The following is a 13703-nucleotide window of genomic DNA, read 5'->3' on the forward strand; positions in this document are numbered from 1 at the left end:
TGTTTTCTCTTCCTGCGGGTACTGAGATGTTTCACTTCCCCGCGTTCCCTCCACACTGCCTATGTGTTCAGCAGCGGGTGACAGCCCATGACGACACCCCCGCCAGCAGGCACCGTTGACGCCCCAGCGGCGGTGCGTCCAGGTCCTGCTCGGTGGCCCTCGGCGGGGTCGGGCGGCTGGCGCGGGTGAGCGGCTGGCGGTCCATGCGGTCCCTCGTTTCCGGTCGGCGCCGGGCTGCCCGGCACACCTCCCGCCCACCCTCCGAGGGCCGGCGGACGGCCGCCAGCAGGGCTGCTGCCTCCGGGTGAGACGACCGCCGGGGAGATGACCGCCAGGTGAGACGGCTGCGGGAGGACCCGCCGCGCCCGCCGCGCCCAGCGCGCCCGCTACGAGAGCCCGGAGCCCTCCTCCTGCTCGTCCGCCTCCACCGCGGCCCGCTCCTCGCGCAGCCGCACCACGTGCCGGCGCCGGGCGACCACGCCGTACGCCCCGGCGGCGCTCGCCACGAAGGACACCAGGCCGACCCACGGCCGGTCGAAGACGTGGCCGGTCAGGTGGTCCAGCGAGTACCGGCCGGCCCCGGCCAGGCCGATCGCCAGCCCGGTCGCGCCGAGGAAGGCCGGGTACTCGTACCCGCCGGACATCGCGAAGAAGCCGGCCGGGGCGTGCACCGACACCGCGCCCGCCATCGTCCCGGCCACCACCGCGCCGGCCGCCGGGGTGGCCAGCCCGGCCACCAGCAGCGCGCCGCCGCCCGCCTCGCCGAGTCCGGCCGCGAGCGCACTCTGCCGGGCCGGATGGAAGCCCATGTGCTCCATGGCCTCCGTGGTGGCGTCCAGGCCGCCGCCCCCGAACCAGCCGAACAGCTTCTGGGTGCCGTGCGCGATCAGCACCCCGCCGACCGCGCTGCGCAGGGCCAGCAGGCCCAGGTCCCTACGGTTCAGACACATGTCGCATCCTCGCTTCCGCGGCGGCGTGGTCCCGCTCGGTGGCAGTCCTGCCTCCATAGCAACCGAGAGCGCCCGCGGCTTCGAATCGAGGCCGCCATCCGGGCGAATTCGCCGCCGACCGGGAATGAACCGCCCGGTGAGGAGATGCAGGCCACGCCCGGCCGCGGGGCGTGGCGGACCGCCCGCCCGGGGCCCCGCGGTCATGCTTGGGCGCATGTTCGTCTTCAATCTGAGCAGCGCCTTCATCGCCTTCTTCGCCGTGGTCGGCCCGCCGAAGACCCTGCTGTCCTTCGCCCGGCTCGCCGCGACCCGCAGCAACCTGGAGCTGCGCCGGCTGGCGGCGCTGAGCACGGCCATCTCGGCCGTGATCGGCCTGGTGCTCGGCTTCGGGGCCGACGAACTGACCAGCCTGTTCCACATCAGCGACCAGTCGCTCCAGCTCGCCGGCGGGGCGATCTTCTTCGTCTACGCCGTCGCGCTGGTCTTCGGGATCCACCTCGGCTCGGACGGCGACGAGGACGAGCACCTGGCGAACCCGCTGGTGGACGGCATCCGCGAACTGCTGCTCCCGTACATCGCCAGCCCGCTCGCCGTCACGGCCGTCCTGGTCGCCTCGCTCAACCAGGACGACTGGGGCTGGAAGGCCGCCGTCGCCGGGGCGTACGTGGCCGTCGCGGTGATCAACTACCTCTGCGTGGCGGTGCTCGCACCGCTGATGCGACGCACCCACCGCACCTCGCTGGAGGTGCTGTCCCGGCTGCTCGGGCTGCTGCTGGCGGCGGTCGGCGTGGAGCTGTTCCTGGAGGGCCTGGCCGGGCTGGGGGTGCACCTGCCGGAGGGGCACTGAGCCCGCTCTCCGCAGGTCACCCGACCGCTCGGCCGCCGCGGGCCGGGTCGGGACGGTGCCGCTCGGCCGCCGCGGGCCGGGGCGTGAGGTCGGCGCTCGGCCCGCCGCTCAGCCCGCCGCGAGCCGGGCCAGCACCTCGCCGATCCGCTCGCGCACCAGCGGGTCGGCGACCAGCCCGTCCGGGCCGACCGCCCCCCGCTCCAGCGGCAGCCGGACGCAGGCCCCGTCCAGCACGGCCGCACCGGTGTAGCCGAGCACGGTGCGCAGGGTGGCCTCGGCGCCCAGGCCGCGGCCCGGGCCGGCGGCGTTGATCCAGCCGGTGGGCTTGTCCGAGATCTCGACCCCGCCGACCGTCCAGTCCAGCAGGTTCTTGAACGCGCCCGGCAGCGTCCCGGCGTACTCGGGGGTGCAGACCAGCAGCGCGTCGGCCGCCTCGATCGCGGCCCGCAGCGCGGCCACCGGCTCCGGCAGCGGGTCGGTGTCGTGATCCGGGTTGAAGTGCGGCAGCCCGGCCAGTCCGGTGTAGTACGTGGTCCGCAGGCCCGGGGTGGCGTCGGCCACCGCGGCCGCGGTGCGCAGCACGGTCTCGTTGGTGGAACCGGCCCGCAGGCTCCCGGGCAGCAGCAGGATGTGGCGCTCGTTCGGCATGCCGGGCAACCTACTCCCTGACGTCCGCGTCAAGGCCAGCCGGCCCGGGCGGGCCCGCAGAAGTGACCCGGCGGTCAGCGCGGCTCCACCGGCCGCCAGGGCACCGGGCTGGAGAGGATCATCGAGCTGGACGGCTGGCCGTAGCCGCCGAGCCGGTCGCACACCGCCTCGAACTCGGCCATCGTCGACACCGCGACCAGCAGCACGCAGCACGCCCCGCCGGTGACCCGGTGCAGCTGGACCACCTCCGACCAGGTCGGCACGTCCGGGTCGCGCAGCACGCAGCGCGGGCCGTAGCACTGGATCTGGACCAGCGCGGTGATCGGCAGCCCGGCCCGGGTGAGGTCCACGTGGGCGTGGTAGCCGCTGATCACCCCCTCCGACTCCAGCCGGCGGACCCGTTCGGCCACCGCGGGTGCGGACAGGCTCACCCGGCGGGAGAGTTCGTTGTACGAGAGCCGGGCGTCGGCCTGGAGCTCGGCGAGCAGACGGCGGTCGACGGCGTCCAAGGCGGCCTCCCCGGTGGTCGGGATCAAGGGATTTCCGTTTGTAAGGCGAATCGGCGGAACGCCTTGCGAACGACAGCTCCGAAGGCGGTTGCGATACCCGTCGACCATTCAAGCGGGGGGCATCGCCGCCGCACAATGGGCACCCGGTGGAACCCGGCAGTCCGGCTGGTTCACCGGACCGGGTGACGGGCCCGGAGGATCAGGAGGGATCGGGATGGGGCACGACACGGTGGAGACACCCAACCTGTCGTTCGGTCGGGGTGGGGCACCGGGCCGGGGGACCCCGTACGCCCAGTACGTCCGGCTGGAGGAGCTGCACGGCCTGCAGCACCCGCGCAGCGAGGAGCCGGCCGAGCTCTCGTTCATCGTCACCACCCAGGTGATGGAGCTGCTGTTCGACCTGCTGCGGCACGAGTGGACGCTCGCCGGGCAGGCGCTGCGCGAGGACGACCTGACCGCCGCGCTGGCCGCGCTGCGCCGGGGCACCCACGTGCAGGACGTGCTGGTGGAGTCCTGGGACCTGCTGGCCACCATGACCCCGCACCAGTTCAACTCCTTCCGCGCGCTGTTCGGCGAGGCCTCCGGTTTCCAGTCCGCCGCCTTCCTGCGGCTGGAGTTCCTGCTCGGCAACAAGAACGCCGCACTGCTGAAGATGTACGACGGAATGCCGGAGACCCAGGCCGAGCTGACCGAGGCGCTGCGCTCCCCCGGCCTGTACGACGAGGCGCTGGCCCTGCTGGCGCGCCGCGGCCTGGCCCCGCGCCAGGCGCCCTCCGAGCAGCGCTACCAGCCGTCCGCCGAGGTCGAGGCGGCCTGGCGGCGGGTGTACACCGAGCCGGAGCTCGCCGCGCTCCAGCCGCTCGGCGAGGCCCTGCTGGACGTGGCCGAGCGGGTCACCCGGTGGCGCCAGCGGCACCTCTCGGCGGTCAAGCGGACGATGGGCGGCAAGCCCGGCTCGGGCGGCTCCAGCGGGCTGACCTGGCTGCGCAAGTCGGCCGAGCAGGACGTGTTCCCGGAGCTGTGGACGATCCGGGACGGGCTGTGACGGGCACAACGGAACGGGACGGGCTGTGCACCACACGGATGACGAGGGAGGGACGGGCATGACCACGCGCGAGGACTGCGCGGCGCTGGACGCCGTCGACCCGCTGGCGGCGTTCCGCAAGGAGTTCGCCCTGCCGGACGGGGTGGTCTACCTGGACGGCAACTCGCTGGGCGCGCTGCCGGTGCGCACGCCCGAGCGGGTGCGCCGGGTGGTCGAGGAGGAGTGGGGCCGGGAGCTGATCCGCAGCTGGAACGACGCCGGCTGGTTCGAGCAGCCGTACCGGCTGGGGCGGCGGATCGCGCCGCTGATCGGCGCCGATCCGGCGGAGGTGGTCGTCTGCGACACCACCTCGGTCAACCTGTTCAAGGTGCTGTCGGCCGCGCTCCGGCTGCGCCCGGGCCGGCGCACGGTGCTCGGCGACGCCGAGGCCTTCCCCACCGACCTGTACATCGCCGAGGGCGTGACCGGCCTGGCCGAGGGCGCGCGCAGCGCGCTGATCCGCCCCGAGGAGCTGGACCGGCACCTGGACGGGGACGTCGCCGCGGTCGTCCTCTCGCACGTGGACTACCGCACCGGCGAGCTGCTGGACATGCCCGGCATCACCGCCCGGGTGCGGGCCGCGGGCGCCCTGATGATCTGGGACGTGTGCCACTCGGTGGGCGCGCTGCCGGTCGAACTCGACGCCGCCGGCGCGGACTTCGCGGTCGGCTGCACCTACAAGTACCTGAACGGCGGCCCCGGCTCGCCGGCCTTCCTGTACGTCGCCGAGCGGCACCTGGCGGCCGGCCCGCTCCAGCCGCTGAGCGGCTGGTTCGGCCACGCCCGGCCGTTCGCCTTCGAGCCCGGGTACGACCCGAAGCCGGGCATCGGCCGGTTCCTGACCAGCTCGCCCTCGCTGCTCGGCCAGGCCGCCCTGGACGCCTCGCTGGACGTCTGGGAGCGGGTCGACCTGGCGGCGGTCCGGGCGAAGAGCCTGGCGCTGACCGACCTGTTCGTCTCGCTGACCGAGGGGCTGGACGGCGTCGAGGTGGTGACCCCGCGCGAGCACGCCCGGCGCGGCAGCCAGGTCGCGCTGCGGCACGCCGACGGCTACCCGGTGGTGCAGGCCCTGATCGAGCGCGGGGTGATCGGCGACTTCCGCGCGCCGGACCTGATGCGCTTCGGCTTCACGCCGCTCTACCTCTCGTACACCGAGGTCTGGGACGCGGCCCGGCAGCTGGCCGAGGTGCTGGAGAGCGGCGAGTGGCGGGCGGAGCGCTTCTCCCGCCGGGGCGAAGTCACGTAGCCCGGCCACCGTGACGCAGCTCATGTCCGGGCCGAGTTCGACCGCCGTCGCCCTCGGGGATGCTCCTTCCTGACGGGACGTCACCACCCTGGGGAGGTCGTGCGTGAACCTCGAACTCGGCCCGCTCAAGCCCGAACCGGCACCGCTGCTCCTCGGACTGGTGCTGTTCCTCCTGCTGCTGTGGACGCTCGGCCGCCACCTGCTCCCCCGGGTCGAACGGGTGCAGTCCGAGCGCCGGGACGCCACCGAGGGCCGCGCCGAACGCGCCGAGGCCCTGCTCGCCGAGGCCGAGGCCGTCCGGGAGGCCCGCCTGCGGGAGCTGGCCGAGGCCCGGCACGAGGCGGCCCGGATCCGGGAGGAGTACGCCGAGCGCGGCGCGGCGGCGATGGCCGCGGCCCGCGCGGAGGGCATCCGTCACCGGGACGAACTGCTCACCACCGGCCGCGCCCGGATCGCCGCCGACCGGGCCGAGGCGGCCCGCCTCCTGCGGCAGGACGTCGGCGAGCTGGCCGTCGCCCTGGCCGGCCGGGTGATCGGCGAACCGGTGCACGCCGACGCCGCCCGCCGCCGTACGGTGGAGCGCTTCTTCGAGGCGAACTGACCGGCCCGGAAGGCCGGTTCGTCAGCGCGTCAGCTCCTCGACCAGCTCCCGGTAGACCGCGAAGGCCGGCTTGGGCGTGTAGTCGTCGCGCAGCAGGCCGAAGCGCGGGAACAGCCCGGCGCCCGCGCTGTCCGCGTCGCGCAGGGCGAAGAACGCGTAACCGGTGACGTTGAGTTCGGCGGCGAGCCCGGCGACCGTCCGGACCACCTCCGCCACCACCTCGGCCTGCCGCGCCCCGCTCCGCCCGGGGCCGGTGGGCCAGCCGTTCTCGCAGATCCGCAGCGGGACGCCGGGGCCGATCCCGGCCCGGGGCAGCGTGTCCCGGCGGAAGCCGGTGAGCACCGCCCGTACCGCGTCGGCGAGTCGGCCGGGCGGCACGGGGCGGAAGACGTCCGGGAAGAAGTCCAGGCCGACGTAGTCCAGGGCGCGGTGGAAGCGCTCGTCGGCGAGCCGGCCGAGCTCGGGCCAGAAGGTGTCCGCGGGGTCGAAGGAGGGCACCGCGTTGAAGCCGACGGCCAGCCGGTCGAAGCCGTGGGCCAGCGCCTCCTCCTTGGCCGCGACCACCCCCTCGACCAGCGCCCGGCGGACGTTCGGGACGCTGCCGTCCACCGGCGGGAGGTCGAGGTTGGGCTCCTCGCAGATCTGCAGCAGGGCGAGGCGGCGCCCCTCCGTCCGGACCGTCCGCCGGACGAAGTCCAGCCAGCCGGCCAACTCCCCGTCGCGCTCCCGGTACTGGACCACCAGGTCGAGCCGGCGACCCTCGACGGCGTACTGCTCGGGCCGCTCGGGGGTGTGCTCGCCGCCCGGGTGGGAGCGGTAGGCGCGGACCAGGAACTCCGCCGCGCCGCCCTGGAGTTCGCGCAGGGCGGCGGTGATCCGGGCCGGGTCGTCGGGGCGGGCGGGCGCGATCACGCCGGTGTCGTCGCCGGCCGCTCCGCCGGGATAGATGCCGAAGGTGAAGGTCATGCCGCCCACCGTAGCCGATATTTTTGGTGTCACTGCAAGTTTGGAGTGACACCATGAACGGCGGATAGACTCCGGCCATGGGACTTCGCGAACGCAAGAAGCAGCAGACCCGGGAGCTGCTGGCCGACACCGCCATGGGCCTGTTCGCCGAGCGCGGGTTCGACCGGGTCACGGTGACCGAGGTGGCCCGGGCGGCCGGGGTCTCGCCGAACACGGTCTTCAACTACTTCCCGACCAAGGAGGACCTGTTCTTCGACCGTCAGGAGGAGGTGGTCGCCCACCTGGCCGAGGTGGTCCGGCACCGTCCAGTCGGCAGTTCGGCCGTGGACGCCGTCCGGGCCGAGCTGCTGGCGGCCTTCGCGAGCGGGGAGCCGACGGTCGGGCTGCACCCGGGGATGGCGGCGTTCTGGCGGATCGTCGAGGACAGCGCCGCCCTGCGGGCCCGGCTGCTGGAGCTCGGCGAACGGGCCGAGGCGGCCCTGGCGGCCGTCCTGGCCGAGGAGTCCGGGGCCGCGCCGGAGGACCCGCTCCCCCGGATCGTGGCCGGCGCCGTCGCGGGCGCCCACCGGGCCGCGCTCGGCGAGGTCCGGCGGGCCGTGGTGGCCGGGGAGCCCGCCGGGACGGTACGGACCCGGATCGAGGCGGCGGTGGACCGGGCCTTCGGACTGCTCGGCTCGGGCCTCGCCCGCTACCCGGCCGCGCGGTAGCCGGCCGGAGGGAGCCGGGGAACGGCACGGGGCGCGGACGGAAACGGCGCGGACGGAAACGGCGCGGGCCGCCCGGTCGGATCGACTCGGGCGGCCCGCGCCGCTGTCCGACTGCTCGGCTCCCCAGCCGTACGGGGGAGCCTACGGCAGCCGGACGGACCGTCAGCTGTGGCGGCCGCGACGGCGGGCGGCCAGCACGGCCAGACCGCCGAGGCCGAGCAGGCCGACGCCCGCCAGGCCGAAGACCACCGGGGCGTTGCCCGCTCCGGTGGAGGGCAGCTCACCGCCGCCACCGGGGTGGTGGCTGGTCGGGTGCCCGGTCGGGTGGTGGCTGGTCGGGCCCGGACCGGCGCTGGACGTCGTCGCGGTGGCCGACGGCGAGGTGGGCGCCGGGGAGGTCGGCGCGGGCGAGGTGGAGGTCGGCCCCGGGGAGGTCGGCGCGGGCGAGGTCGAGGTCGGCGACGGGGACGTCGGCGACGGCGAGGTGGGGGACGAGGTGGGGGACGGGGACGTCGGGCTCGGCGAGGTCGGCGTCGGGCTCGGCGTCACGACGCAGTCCGGCAGGTCGCCGTCGAACGGGTAGCTGTGGATCTCGTAGCCGCCGGTGCCGGTGTGGATCAGGTTGCCCGCGAGGTACACCCGGCCGTTCAGGCCCGGCTGGGCGATGGTCGTGGTGCCGCCGGGGTTGCCGGCCAGGACCGAGCCCTGGAACTGGGCGCTGCCGAGGATCTGCGCCGAGGTCGCGGTCGGGAAGTTGTACATCAGCTTGGAGCGCATCTCGGTGGTCTGGTCGCCCGCCAGACCGGTGCCGGTGTAGGTGTTGATGATCGGGCTGTCCCCGAGCATGTTCACCACGACGGTGGCGCCGGCCGGGATGTTGGTGAAGACCAGGCCGATCTGCCCGCCGCTCGGCGAGGCGAGGTTCTGGGTGACGTTGAAGACCTGCTTCATGCTGGTGCCATCACCGGTGAAGGTCGCCTCGCTGGCGGTGACCGCGACGGTGCCGGTCGCGGTGGCCCGGCCGACGCAGTCGGAGACCTCCTCGATCTGGGTCAGCACCGACTGGTACGGCGCGGCGGCGTTCGGGTCCTGGATGGACTGGCCGGTGGGGTCGATGCTCACGGTGCCGGTGACGGTGCCCGCGTGGCGCAGGTTGCCGAACGCCGGGCCCTTCGAGTCGCTGCCGCCGATCAGGATGCTGTTGCCGGCCACGACGTCGACGTTGCCGCCGGTGGTCACGAAGTCGCTGCCGTTCGGCGGCGGCACGCGCGAGCCGACGCCGACGACGCCCATGTTGTAGATGCCGCCGCCGTTCTTGTCGACGGTCAGGTTCCCCAGCGTGACGATCTTGCCCTCGGCCTCGGCGGCCCGGCCGTTCACGGTGTAGTCGCCGCCGGTGAAGACGTTGATGGTGGCGTCGCGGCCGGGGAAGTCGCCGTTGTGCGGCGGCGGCCAGGTGGCGGGGCAGTCGGGCCCGGAGCAGGCGCCCAGCGGCGGGGCCAGCGGAGCGGCCGAACCCACCGTCAGCACCGCGGCCAGCGGCAGCGCGGTGACGGCGGTCGCCACCGCGACCCGGACGGCCCGGCGCCTGCGTGCGGCCGGAGTTCTCACGGCGGTCGTTCTGTGATCCGGCGAACCGGTGGCCTGACCCATCGACAATTCCTCCGTGCATGAGAAAAGGGCAGACCAGGATGGTCTGCCGCGTTCCGTGCTATCTGCTAGCGATCTCACAGATCCGGGATATCCAACCCCAAAACGGACTATTCGCACCCTACAGATCTTCAGATCGGATCTGAAATTCATCCGTCTGGAGCAGTGCCGAACCACACAGGCGCTGACGGACGGGGAGGCCCTAGGTTGGGAGGCATGACCACCGAGGCCCAGGAACAGAGCGCGCCGCTCGTCGCCGTCGCGTCCGCCGACGCCGTGCTGCGGCACCCCGAGACGGGCGAGCACCTGCTGACCGCCATGGAACGGGAGCGCGCCGCGCGCTTCCGGCACGAGTCCGGACGGATCGACTTCACCGCCGGGCACCTGCTGGTCCGGCTCTGCGCCGCCCGGCTGCTCGGTGTGCCGGTGGCCGGCCTCGCCCTCGCCCAGCAGTGCCCGGACTGCGGGCTCGCCGACCACGGCAAGCCCTACCTGCCGGACCACCCCGGGGTGCACGTGAGCCTGTCGCACACCCGGGGCGTGGTCGCGGCCGGCGCCGGCTACCAGCCGGTCGGGGTGGACGTCGAGCTGTCCGCCCGGGGCGGCTCGCTGCGCTCGGTCGCCCGCCGGGTGCTCGCCCCGGCCGAACTGGCCCTGGTCGAGGCCGCCCCGGAGCCGGAGCAGGCGTTCCTGCGGCTCTGGGTGCGCAAGGAGTCGCTGATCAAGATCGGGCGGGCCACCCTGGACACCCTCGGCCGGGTCGACCTCTCCGGGCTGCCGCTGTCCGTCCCGCCGGGCGCTCCGCTGGCCAGCCGGTGGGAGGACCTGCACCTGCTCGACTGGACCGACCCGGAGCACGCCGCCGCCGTCGCGGCCGTCAGCACCGCCCCGCCCCGGATCGTGGACCTCACCGCGGCGGGCTGAGCGCCGGGCCCGGGCGGGGCCCCAGCGGCCCACCCGCGCGGTGGGCCGGTGAATAAGCGGTGTTAGCGTGCCTGGTCGTGGGCACGCCGACCGCGCGCGCCCGCCGACCAGCCGCCCACTGGATCCCCAAGGATGCCCCCGCCATGGCCAAGTTCCTGCTGAGCCTGCACGTCCTCGTCTCGGTCCTGTTCATAGGCCCGGTCGCGGTGGCCGTCAGCATGTTCCCCCGCCGGGCGAAGGCCGCGCTGGCCGCCGGTCCGGACCGGGCCTCCGACGCCGGTGTGCTGCGCGTGCTGCACCGGATCACCCAGGTCTACGCGCTGCTCGGGGTCAGCGTGCCGGTGCTGGGCATCGGCCTGGCCCAGGTGATGGACGTGCTCGGGCAGTCCTGGCTGATCGTCTCGATGGTGCTGACCGCGGTCGCCGCGCTCTCGCTGCTGCTCTTCGTGCTGCCCGGTCAGCAGGCCGCCGTGGACGCGCTCGACCTCGAGCCGTCGGACGAGCGGCACGCCAAGGCCCTCGGCGGCCTGAAGACGCTGCCGATGACCGCCGGGCTGTTCAACCTGCTGTGGGCCGTGGTCGTGGTGCTCATGGTCATCCGCCCGGGTTCGAGCACCGGCGTCTGACCCGCCCCCGCTCCCCCCGCCGGCCCGATCCCCACGCCCCCTCCCCTCGACCGGGCTCGTTCGAGTAGCGTCCTGGGCCATGACGATCATGGCGGGCATGGGCAGCCCGACGGGAACCGGCGTCGGCCCGCTGCTGCGCGGCTGGCGGGAACGACGGCAGCTCAGCCAGCTGCAACTGGCGCTGCGGGCGGACTCCTCGACCCGCCACCTCAGCTTCGTCGAGAACGGCCGCTCCCGGCCGAGCCGGGAGCTGGTGCTGCGGCTGGCCGAGCAGCTGGACGTCCCGGTGCGCGAGCGCAACACCCTGCTGCTGGCCGCCGGTTACGCCCCGCACTACCCCGAGACGCCGCTGGACGACCCGTCGATGGCCGCGCTGCGCGGCGGGCTGGAACGGCTGCTGGCCGCCCACGACCCGTACCCGGCCGTCGTGGTCGACGGGGCCTTCCGGGTGCTGGCGGCCAACCGCTCGCTCGGGCTGCTGATGGACGGCGTCGCCCCGCACCTGCTGGAGCCGCCGTTCAACGCGATCCGGGTCACCCTGCACCCGGACGGGCTGGCTCCGCGCATCGTCAACCTGCGGCAGTGGCGGCAGCACCTGCTGGAGCGGATGGAGCGGCAGCTGGAGCTGGTCCGCGCCGAGCCGCTGCGCCGGCTGTACGAGGAGGTCCGCTCCTACCCCGAGCCGGCTGCCGATCCCGCTGCTGAACCTGCTTCCGGGACGACCTCCGACCTTGCCTCCGAGCTTGCGGAGAACCTGGCGGACGACCGGGCCGCCGACGGTCCGGCCGCCGACGGCTTCCCGTTCGCACTGCCGATGCGGATCCGGCACGGGGGGCGGGTGCTCTCCTTCCTCTCCACCATCGCCACCTTCAACACGCCGCTGGACGTCACCGTCTCCGAGCTGGCCATGGAGACCTTCCTGCCGGCCGACGCGGAGACGGTGCGGTTCCTGCAAGCCGTGGTCGGGCCCGAGCGGTAGGGCGTTCCTCCGCGCCCGGGCTCGACGTCAGCCCTGTTCCCGGGCCCGGCGCCGCAGGGCGGTGTACTGGAGGACGGCGAACAGAGCCACCGCCCCGGCCTGCGCCGGGATCCAGACGAACCCGGCGGTGGTCGGCTCCAGCCACAGCTCCATCGCGACCAGGCTGAGCACCACCCAGGCCAGGTTGAGGTCGATCACGGCCCGCACCCCGAACACCGGCGGCCGCCGGCGGGCGGCCAGCGCGCCGACCGCGAGCGCGTACCCGAGGAGGAGGAGCCCGATGTCGACCACGGTGGTGCGGCCGGCACCGAGCAGCTCGCCGAGCGGGCCGGAGAAGGCCAGGTAGGCCAGGCCGTTGCCGCCGGTGACCAGGGCGTCCAGGGCGAGGGCGCCGCGCACCGTCCACGGCGAGAAGGCGGAACCGGGCCGGGCGGGGGTGAGGGTGTTCGCGTGGGCGGACATGACGGATCGCCTCCTGTCGGGGTGGGAGCCCGGGGCCGTGGCGGCCGCACCGGGTGCCACCACCCTGCCCGGTGGGGGCGGCGGGCGTCGATGACCCCGCAGGTAACGGCCCGCCGGGCAGCCGTCGGCCGCGCTCCCCGCGGCTGCTCTCCCCCTCGGCCGCACTCCCCCGCGCGGGCCGCAGCGGCCGGCCATGGCAGGTCCGCTGCGGCCGGCCCGGTGACGACCGGTCCGCTACGGCCGTCGGGGCGGCTGCCGGAGCAGCACGCCGGCCCGCTTCACCGCGCGGGCGGTGATGGTGGTCTCCGCCCGGGCCGCTCCGAGCGGGCCGAGGGTGTCGGTGAGGAACCGGTACAGCTCGCCATGGTCCGGGCAGAACACCGTGGCCAGCAGGTTGGCCGGGCCGCTGGTGGCGAACACCCCGTGCACCCGCGGGTGGCGGGCCAGCGCCGTGCCGACCTCGGCGAGCCGGCCGGGCGGCACGTCCAGCCAGAGGTTGGCGTCCACGGCCATGCCGAGCAGCCGCGGGTCCACGGTGGCGTGGGTGCGCAGCAGCCCCGCTTCGTCCAGCCGGTGCAGCCGGCGACGCACCGTGGACTCGGGCGCGCCGACGGCCGCGGCCAGCACGGCGTGGGACTGCCGGGCGTCCTCGCCCAGCCGCTCCAGCAGCGCGCGGTCGAGGCCGTCCAGCGGCGGGGGCGCGGCTGGGCGCGGGACGGCGGGCCGGGCGAGCGCGGCGGTCTCCTGCTCGGTCAGGTACCCGGCCCGCCACTGCCCGGCGTCGACGAAGGCGTGCAGCACGGCGTGGGTGGTGGTCTCGGTGACGGCGCCGGTCGCGGGCAGCTGCCCGTACAGCAGCCGGTCGCGGGAGCCGGCGTCGGTGAGCACCACGGCGCCGATCTCGTGGCCGCCGAGCATGACGTCAACGAACGGGACGTCGGGGCGGTCGGCGAGGGCCCGGGCGATGGCGTCCACCCGGCCGCTCAGCACCCGGACCCGCAGCAGCAGCGCGCCCACGGCGGCGTCCTCGACGTCCGGCAGCCGGACCACCCGCAGCACGCCTGCCTGCCGCATCCGGCCCAGCCGACGGGTGACCGTCCGGGCGGAGACGCCCAGCACCTCGGCGATCCGGCCGGGCTCGGCCCGTCCGTCCACCTGGAGCGCGCAGACCAGGCGGCGGTCGAGGGCGTCCAGCACGCTGTCCGGATCAGCGGTGGCGAGGTCCATGGTGTCCGATTCCCGTCATTCCCGGCGGCTTCCGCGTCCTGTTCGGCAGCGCTGACGGTACTCCTTGTCCCGGTACTCCTGGTACCGGTCGGCCGGAGCGGCGACCGGCCGGGGACGGACTCGGGGACGACGGGAGAGGGGAGCACGGCCATGGAAATCGTGGAACTCATGGAGCTGCGGACGCTGGCGGAGGGTGTGGAGGCCGCGGTGCGCGAGGTCGGCGCGGAGCTGGCGGCGCGACGGTCCGCCGAGCCGGTCACGGCGCGGACCGTCGAGG

Annotated in this window: 16 protein-coding genes; 8 read left to right on the top strand and 8 right to left on the bottom strand. The window is 74.7% G+C overall.

Annotation, left to right across the window (positions count from 1 at the left end; all coding sequences use genetic code 11):
• Window positions 1-67: 67 nt before the first annotated feature.
• Window positions 68-205 carry a hypothetical protein gene (locus tag ABZW03_RS25340; RefSeq protein WP_355262539.1) on the bottom strand — a complete coding sequence of 46 codons (138 nt, stop codon included), beginning with the start codon at window positions 203-205 and terminating at the stop codon, window positions 68-70.
• A gap of 181 nt (window positions 206-386) precedes the next feature.
• A complete protein-coding gene (locus ABZW03_RS25345) occupies window positions 387-950 on the bottom strand; it encodes a DoxX family protein (RefSeq protein ID WP_355262542.1) in 564 nt (187 codons plus the stop codon).
• Between the two features lie 214 nt (window positions 951-1164).
• Here ABZW03_RS25345 and ABZW03_RS25350 point away from each other — a divergent pair, with 214 nt between their 5' ends.
• Entirely contained in the window at window positions 1165-1797 is a 633-nt protein-coding gene (locus ABZW03_RS25350) for a MarC family protein (RefSeq protein WP_355262545.1), read from the top strand.
• A gap of 108 nt (window positions 1798-1905) precedes the next feature.
• Here the strand turns inward: ABZW03_RS25350 and ABZW03_RS25355 are convergent, their stop codons facing one another.
• Both ABZW03_RS25355 and ABZW03_RS25360 read right to left on the bottom strand, forming a co-directional pair.
• Window positions 1906-2445, bottom strand: a complete 540-nt coding sequence (locus tag ABZW03_RS25355; protein WP_355262548.1) for an NADPH-dependent FMN reductase — start codon at window positions 2443-2445, stop codon at window positions 1906-1908.
• 74 nt (window positions 2446-2519) lie between these two features.
• Entirely contained in the window at window positions 2520-2981 is a 462-nt protein-coding gene (locus tag ABZW03_RS25360) for an Lrp/AsnC family transcriptional regulator (RefSeq protein ID WP_355262551.1), read from the bottom strand.
• Window positions 2982-3168: 187 nt separating this feature from the next.
• Between ABZW03_RS25360 and ABZW03_RS25365 the strand changes: the two genes are divergently transcribed.
• From ABZW03_RS25365 to ABZW03_RS25375, 3 genes are all read left to right on the top strand, one after another.
• Window positions 3169-3999: a tryptophan 2,3-dioxygenase family protein gene (locus ABZW03_RS25365; protein ID WP_355262554.1), complete on the top strand. Its 831-nt coding sequence runs from the start codon at window positions 3169-3171 to the stop codon at window positions 3997-3999.
• Window positions 4000-4057: 58 nt separating this feature from the next.
• Window positions 4058-5284, top strand: coding sequence for a kynureninase (kynU, locus tag ABZW03_RS25370; protein ID WP_355262557.1), 1227 nt, complete (start codon window positions 4058-4060; stop codon window positions 5282-5284).
• Window positions 5285-5387: 103 nt separating this feature from the next.
• A complete protein-coding gene (locus ABZW03_RS25375) occupies window positions 5388-5885 on the top strand; it encodes a hypothetical protein (protein WP_355262560.1) in 498 nt (165 codons plus the stop codon).
• A 21-nt stretch (window positions 5886-5906) separates the two neighbouring features.
• Here the strand turns inward: ABZW03_RS25375 and ABZW03_RS25380 are convergent, their stop codons facing one another.
• Window positions 5907-6851 (bottom strand): hypothetical protein, encoded by a 945-nt coding sequence (locus tag ABZW03_RS25380; RefSeq protein ID WP_355262563.1) that lies wholly within the window; start codon window positions 6849-6851, stop codon window positions 5907-5909.
• Window positions 6852-6928: 77 nt separating this feature from the next.
• Here ABZW03_RS25380 and ABZW03_RS25385 point away from each other — a divergent pair, with 77 nt between their 5' ends.
• Window positions 6929-7558, top strand: coding sequence for a TetR family transcriptional regulator (locus ABZW03_RS25385; RefSeq protein WP_355262566.1), 630 nt, complete (start codon window positions 6929-6931; stop codon window positions 7556-7558).
• A 162-nt stretch (window positions 7559-7720) separates the two neighbouring features.
• Here ABZW03_RS25385 and ABZW03_RS25390 read toward each other — a convergent pair whose 3' ends face one another.
• The gene (locus ABZW03_RS25390; RefSeq protein WP_355262569.1) at window positions 7721-9169 is read right to left on the bottom strand and encodes a choice-of-anchor A family protein; all 1449 of its coding nucleotides are present in this window, start codon (window positions 9167-9169) and stop codon (window positions 7721-7723) included.
• Between the two features lie 255 nt (window positions 9170-9424).
• Between ABZW03_RS25390 and ABZW03_RS25395 the strand changes: the two genes are divergently transcribed.
• The 3 genes from ABZW03_RS25395 to ABZW03_RS25405 all read left to right on the top strand — a co-directional run bounded on the left by ABZW03_RS25395 (window position 9425) and on the right by ABZW03_RS25405 (window position 11737).
• Entirely contained in the window at window positions 9425-10132 is a 708-nt protein-coding gene (locus ABZW03_RS25395) for a 4'-phosphopantetheinyl transferase superfamily protein (protein ID WP_355262572.1), read from the top strand.
• 77 nt (window positions 10133-10209) lie between these two features.
• Entirely contained in the window at window positions 10210-10758 is a 549-nt protein-coding gene (locus ABZW03_RS25400) for a hypothetical protein (RefSeq protein WP_355262575.1), read from the top strand.
• Between the two features lie 79 nt (window positions 10759-10837).
• The gene (locus tag ABZW03_RS25405) at window positions 10838-11737 is read left to right on the top strand and encodes a helix-turn-helix transcriptional regulator (protein WP_355262577.1); all 900 of its coding nucleotides are present in this window, start codon (window positions 10838-10840) and stop codon (window positions 11735-11737) included.
• Window positions 11738-11764: 27 nt separating this feature from the next.
• Here the strand turns inward: ABZW03_RS25405 and ABZW03_RS25410 are convergent, their stop codons facing one another.
• Together ABZW03_RS25410 and ABZW03_RS25415 are read right to left on the bottom strand one after the other, a co-directional pair.
• Entirely contained in the window at window positions 11765-12199 is a 435-nt protein-coding gene (locus tag ABZW03_RS25410; RefSeq protein ID WP_355262579.1) for a hypothetical protein, read from the bottom strand.
• A gap of 234 nt (window positions 12200-12433) precedes the next feature.
• Complete coding sequence (locus tag ABZW03_RS25415; protein WP_355262582.1) at window positions 12434-13426, bottom strand: Lrp/AsnC family transcriptional regulator; 993 nt, start codon at window positions 13424-13426, stop codon at window positions 12434-12436.
• Window positions 13427-13703 lie beyond the last annotated feature (277 nt).

The organism is Kitasatospora sp. NPDC004799, assembly GCF_040609095.1.
GTDB lineage: Bacteria > Actinomycetota > Actinomycetes > Streptomycetales > Streptomycetaceae > Kitasatospora.

Excerpts from the sequence above, each read along its gene's own strand:
- ABZW03_RS25340 (WP_355262539.1), bottom strand. The coding sequence starts at position 205 with ATGGACCGCCAGCCGCTCACCCGCGCCAGCCGCCCGACCCCGCCGAGG.
- ABZW03_RS25345 (WP_355262542.1), bottom strand. The coding sequence starts at position 950 with ATGTGTCTGAACCGTAGGGACCTGGGCCTGCTGGCCCTGCGCAGCGCG.
- ABZW03_RS25350 (WP_355262545.1), top strand. The coding sequence starts at position 1,165 with ATGTTCGTCTTCAATCTGAGCAGCGCCTTCATCGCCTTCTTCGCCGTG.
- ABZW03_RS25355 (WP_355262548.1), bottom strand. The coding sequence starts at position 2,445 with ATGCCGAACGAGCGCCACATCCTGCTGCTGCCCGGGAGCCTGCGGGCC.
- ABZW03_RS25365 (WP_355262554.1), top strand. The coding sequence starts at position 3,169 with ATGGGGCACGACACGGTGGAGACACCCAACCTGTCGTTCGGTCGGGGT.
- kynU (WP_355262557.1), top strand. The coding sequence starts at position 4,058 with ATGACCACGCGCGAGGACTGCGCGGCGCTGGACGCCGTCGACCCGCTG.
- ABZW03_RS25380 (WP_355262563.1), bottom strand. The coding sequence starts at position 6,851 with ATGACCTTCACCTTCGGCATCTATCCCGGCGGAGCGGCCGGCGACGAC.
- ABZW03_RS25385 (WP_355262566.1), top strand. The coding sequence starts at position 6,929 with ATGGGACTTCGCGAACGCAAGAAGCAGCAGACCCGGGAGCTGCTGGCC.
- ABZW03_RS25395 (WP_355262572.1), top strand. The coding sequence starts at position 9,425 with ATGACCACCGAGGCCCAGGAACAGAGCGCGCCGCTCGTCGCCGTCGCG.
- ABZW03_RS25405 (WP_355262577.1), top strand. The coding sequence starts at position 10,838 with ATGACGATCATGGCGGGCATGGGCAGCCCGACGGGAACCGGCGTCGGC.
- ABZW03_RS25410 (WP_355262579.1), bottom strand. The coding sequence starts at position 12,199 with ATGTCCGCCCACGCGAACACCCTCACCCCCGCCCGGCCCGGTTCCGCC.
- ABZW03_RS25415 (WP_355262582.1), bottom strand. The coding sequence starts at position 13,426 with ATGGACCTCGCCACCGCTGATCCGGACAGCGTGCTGGACGCCCTCGAC.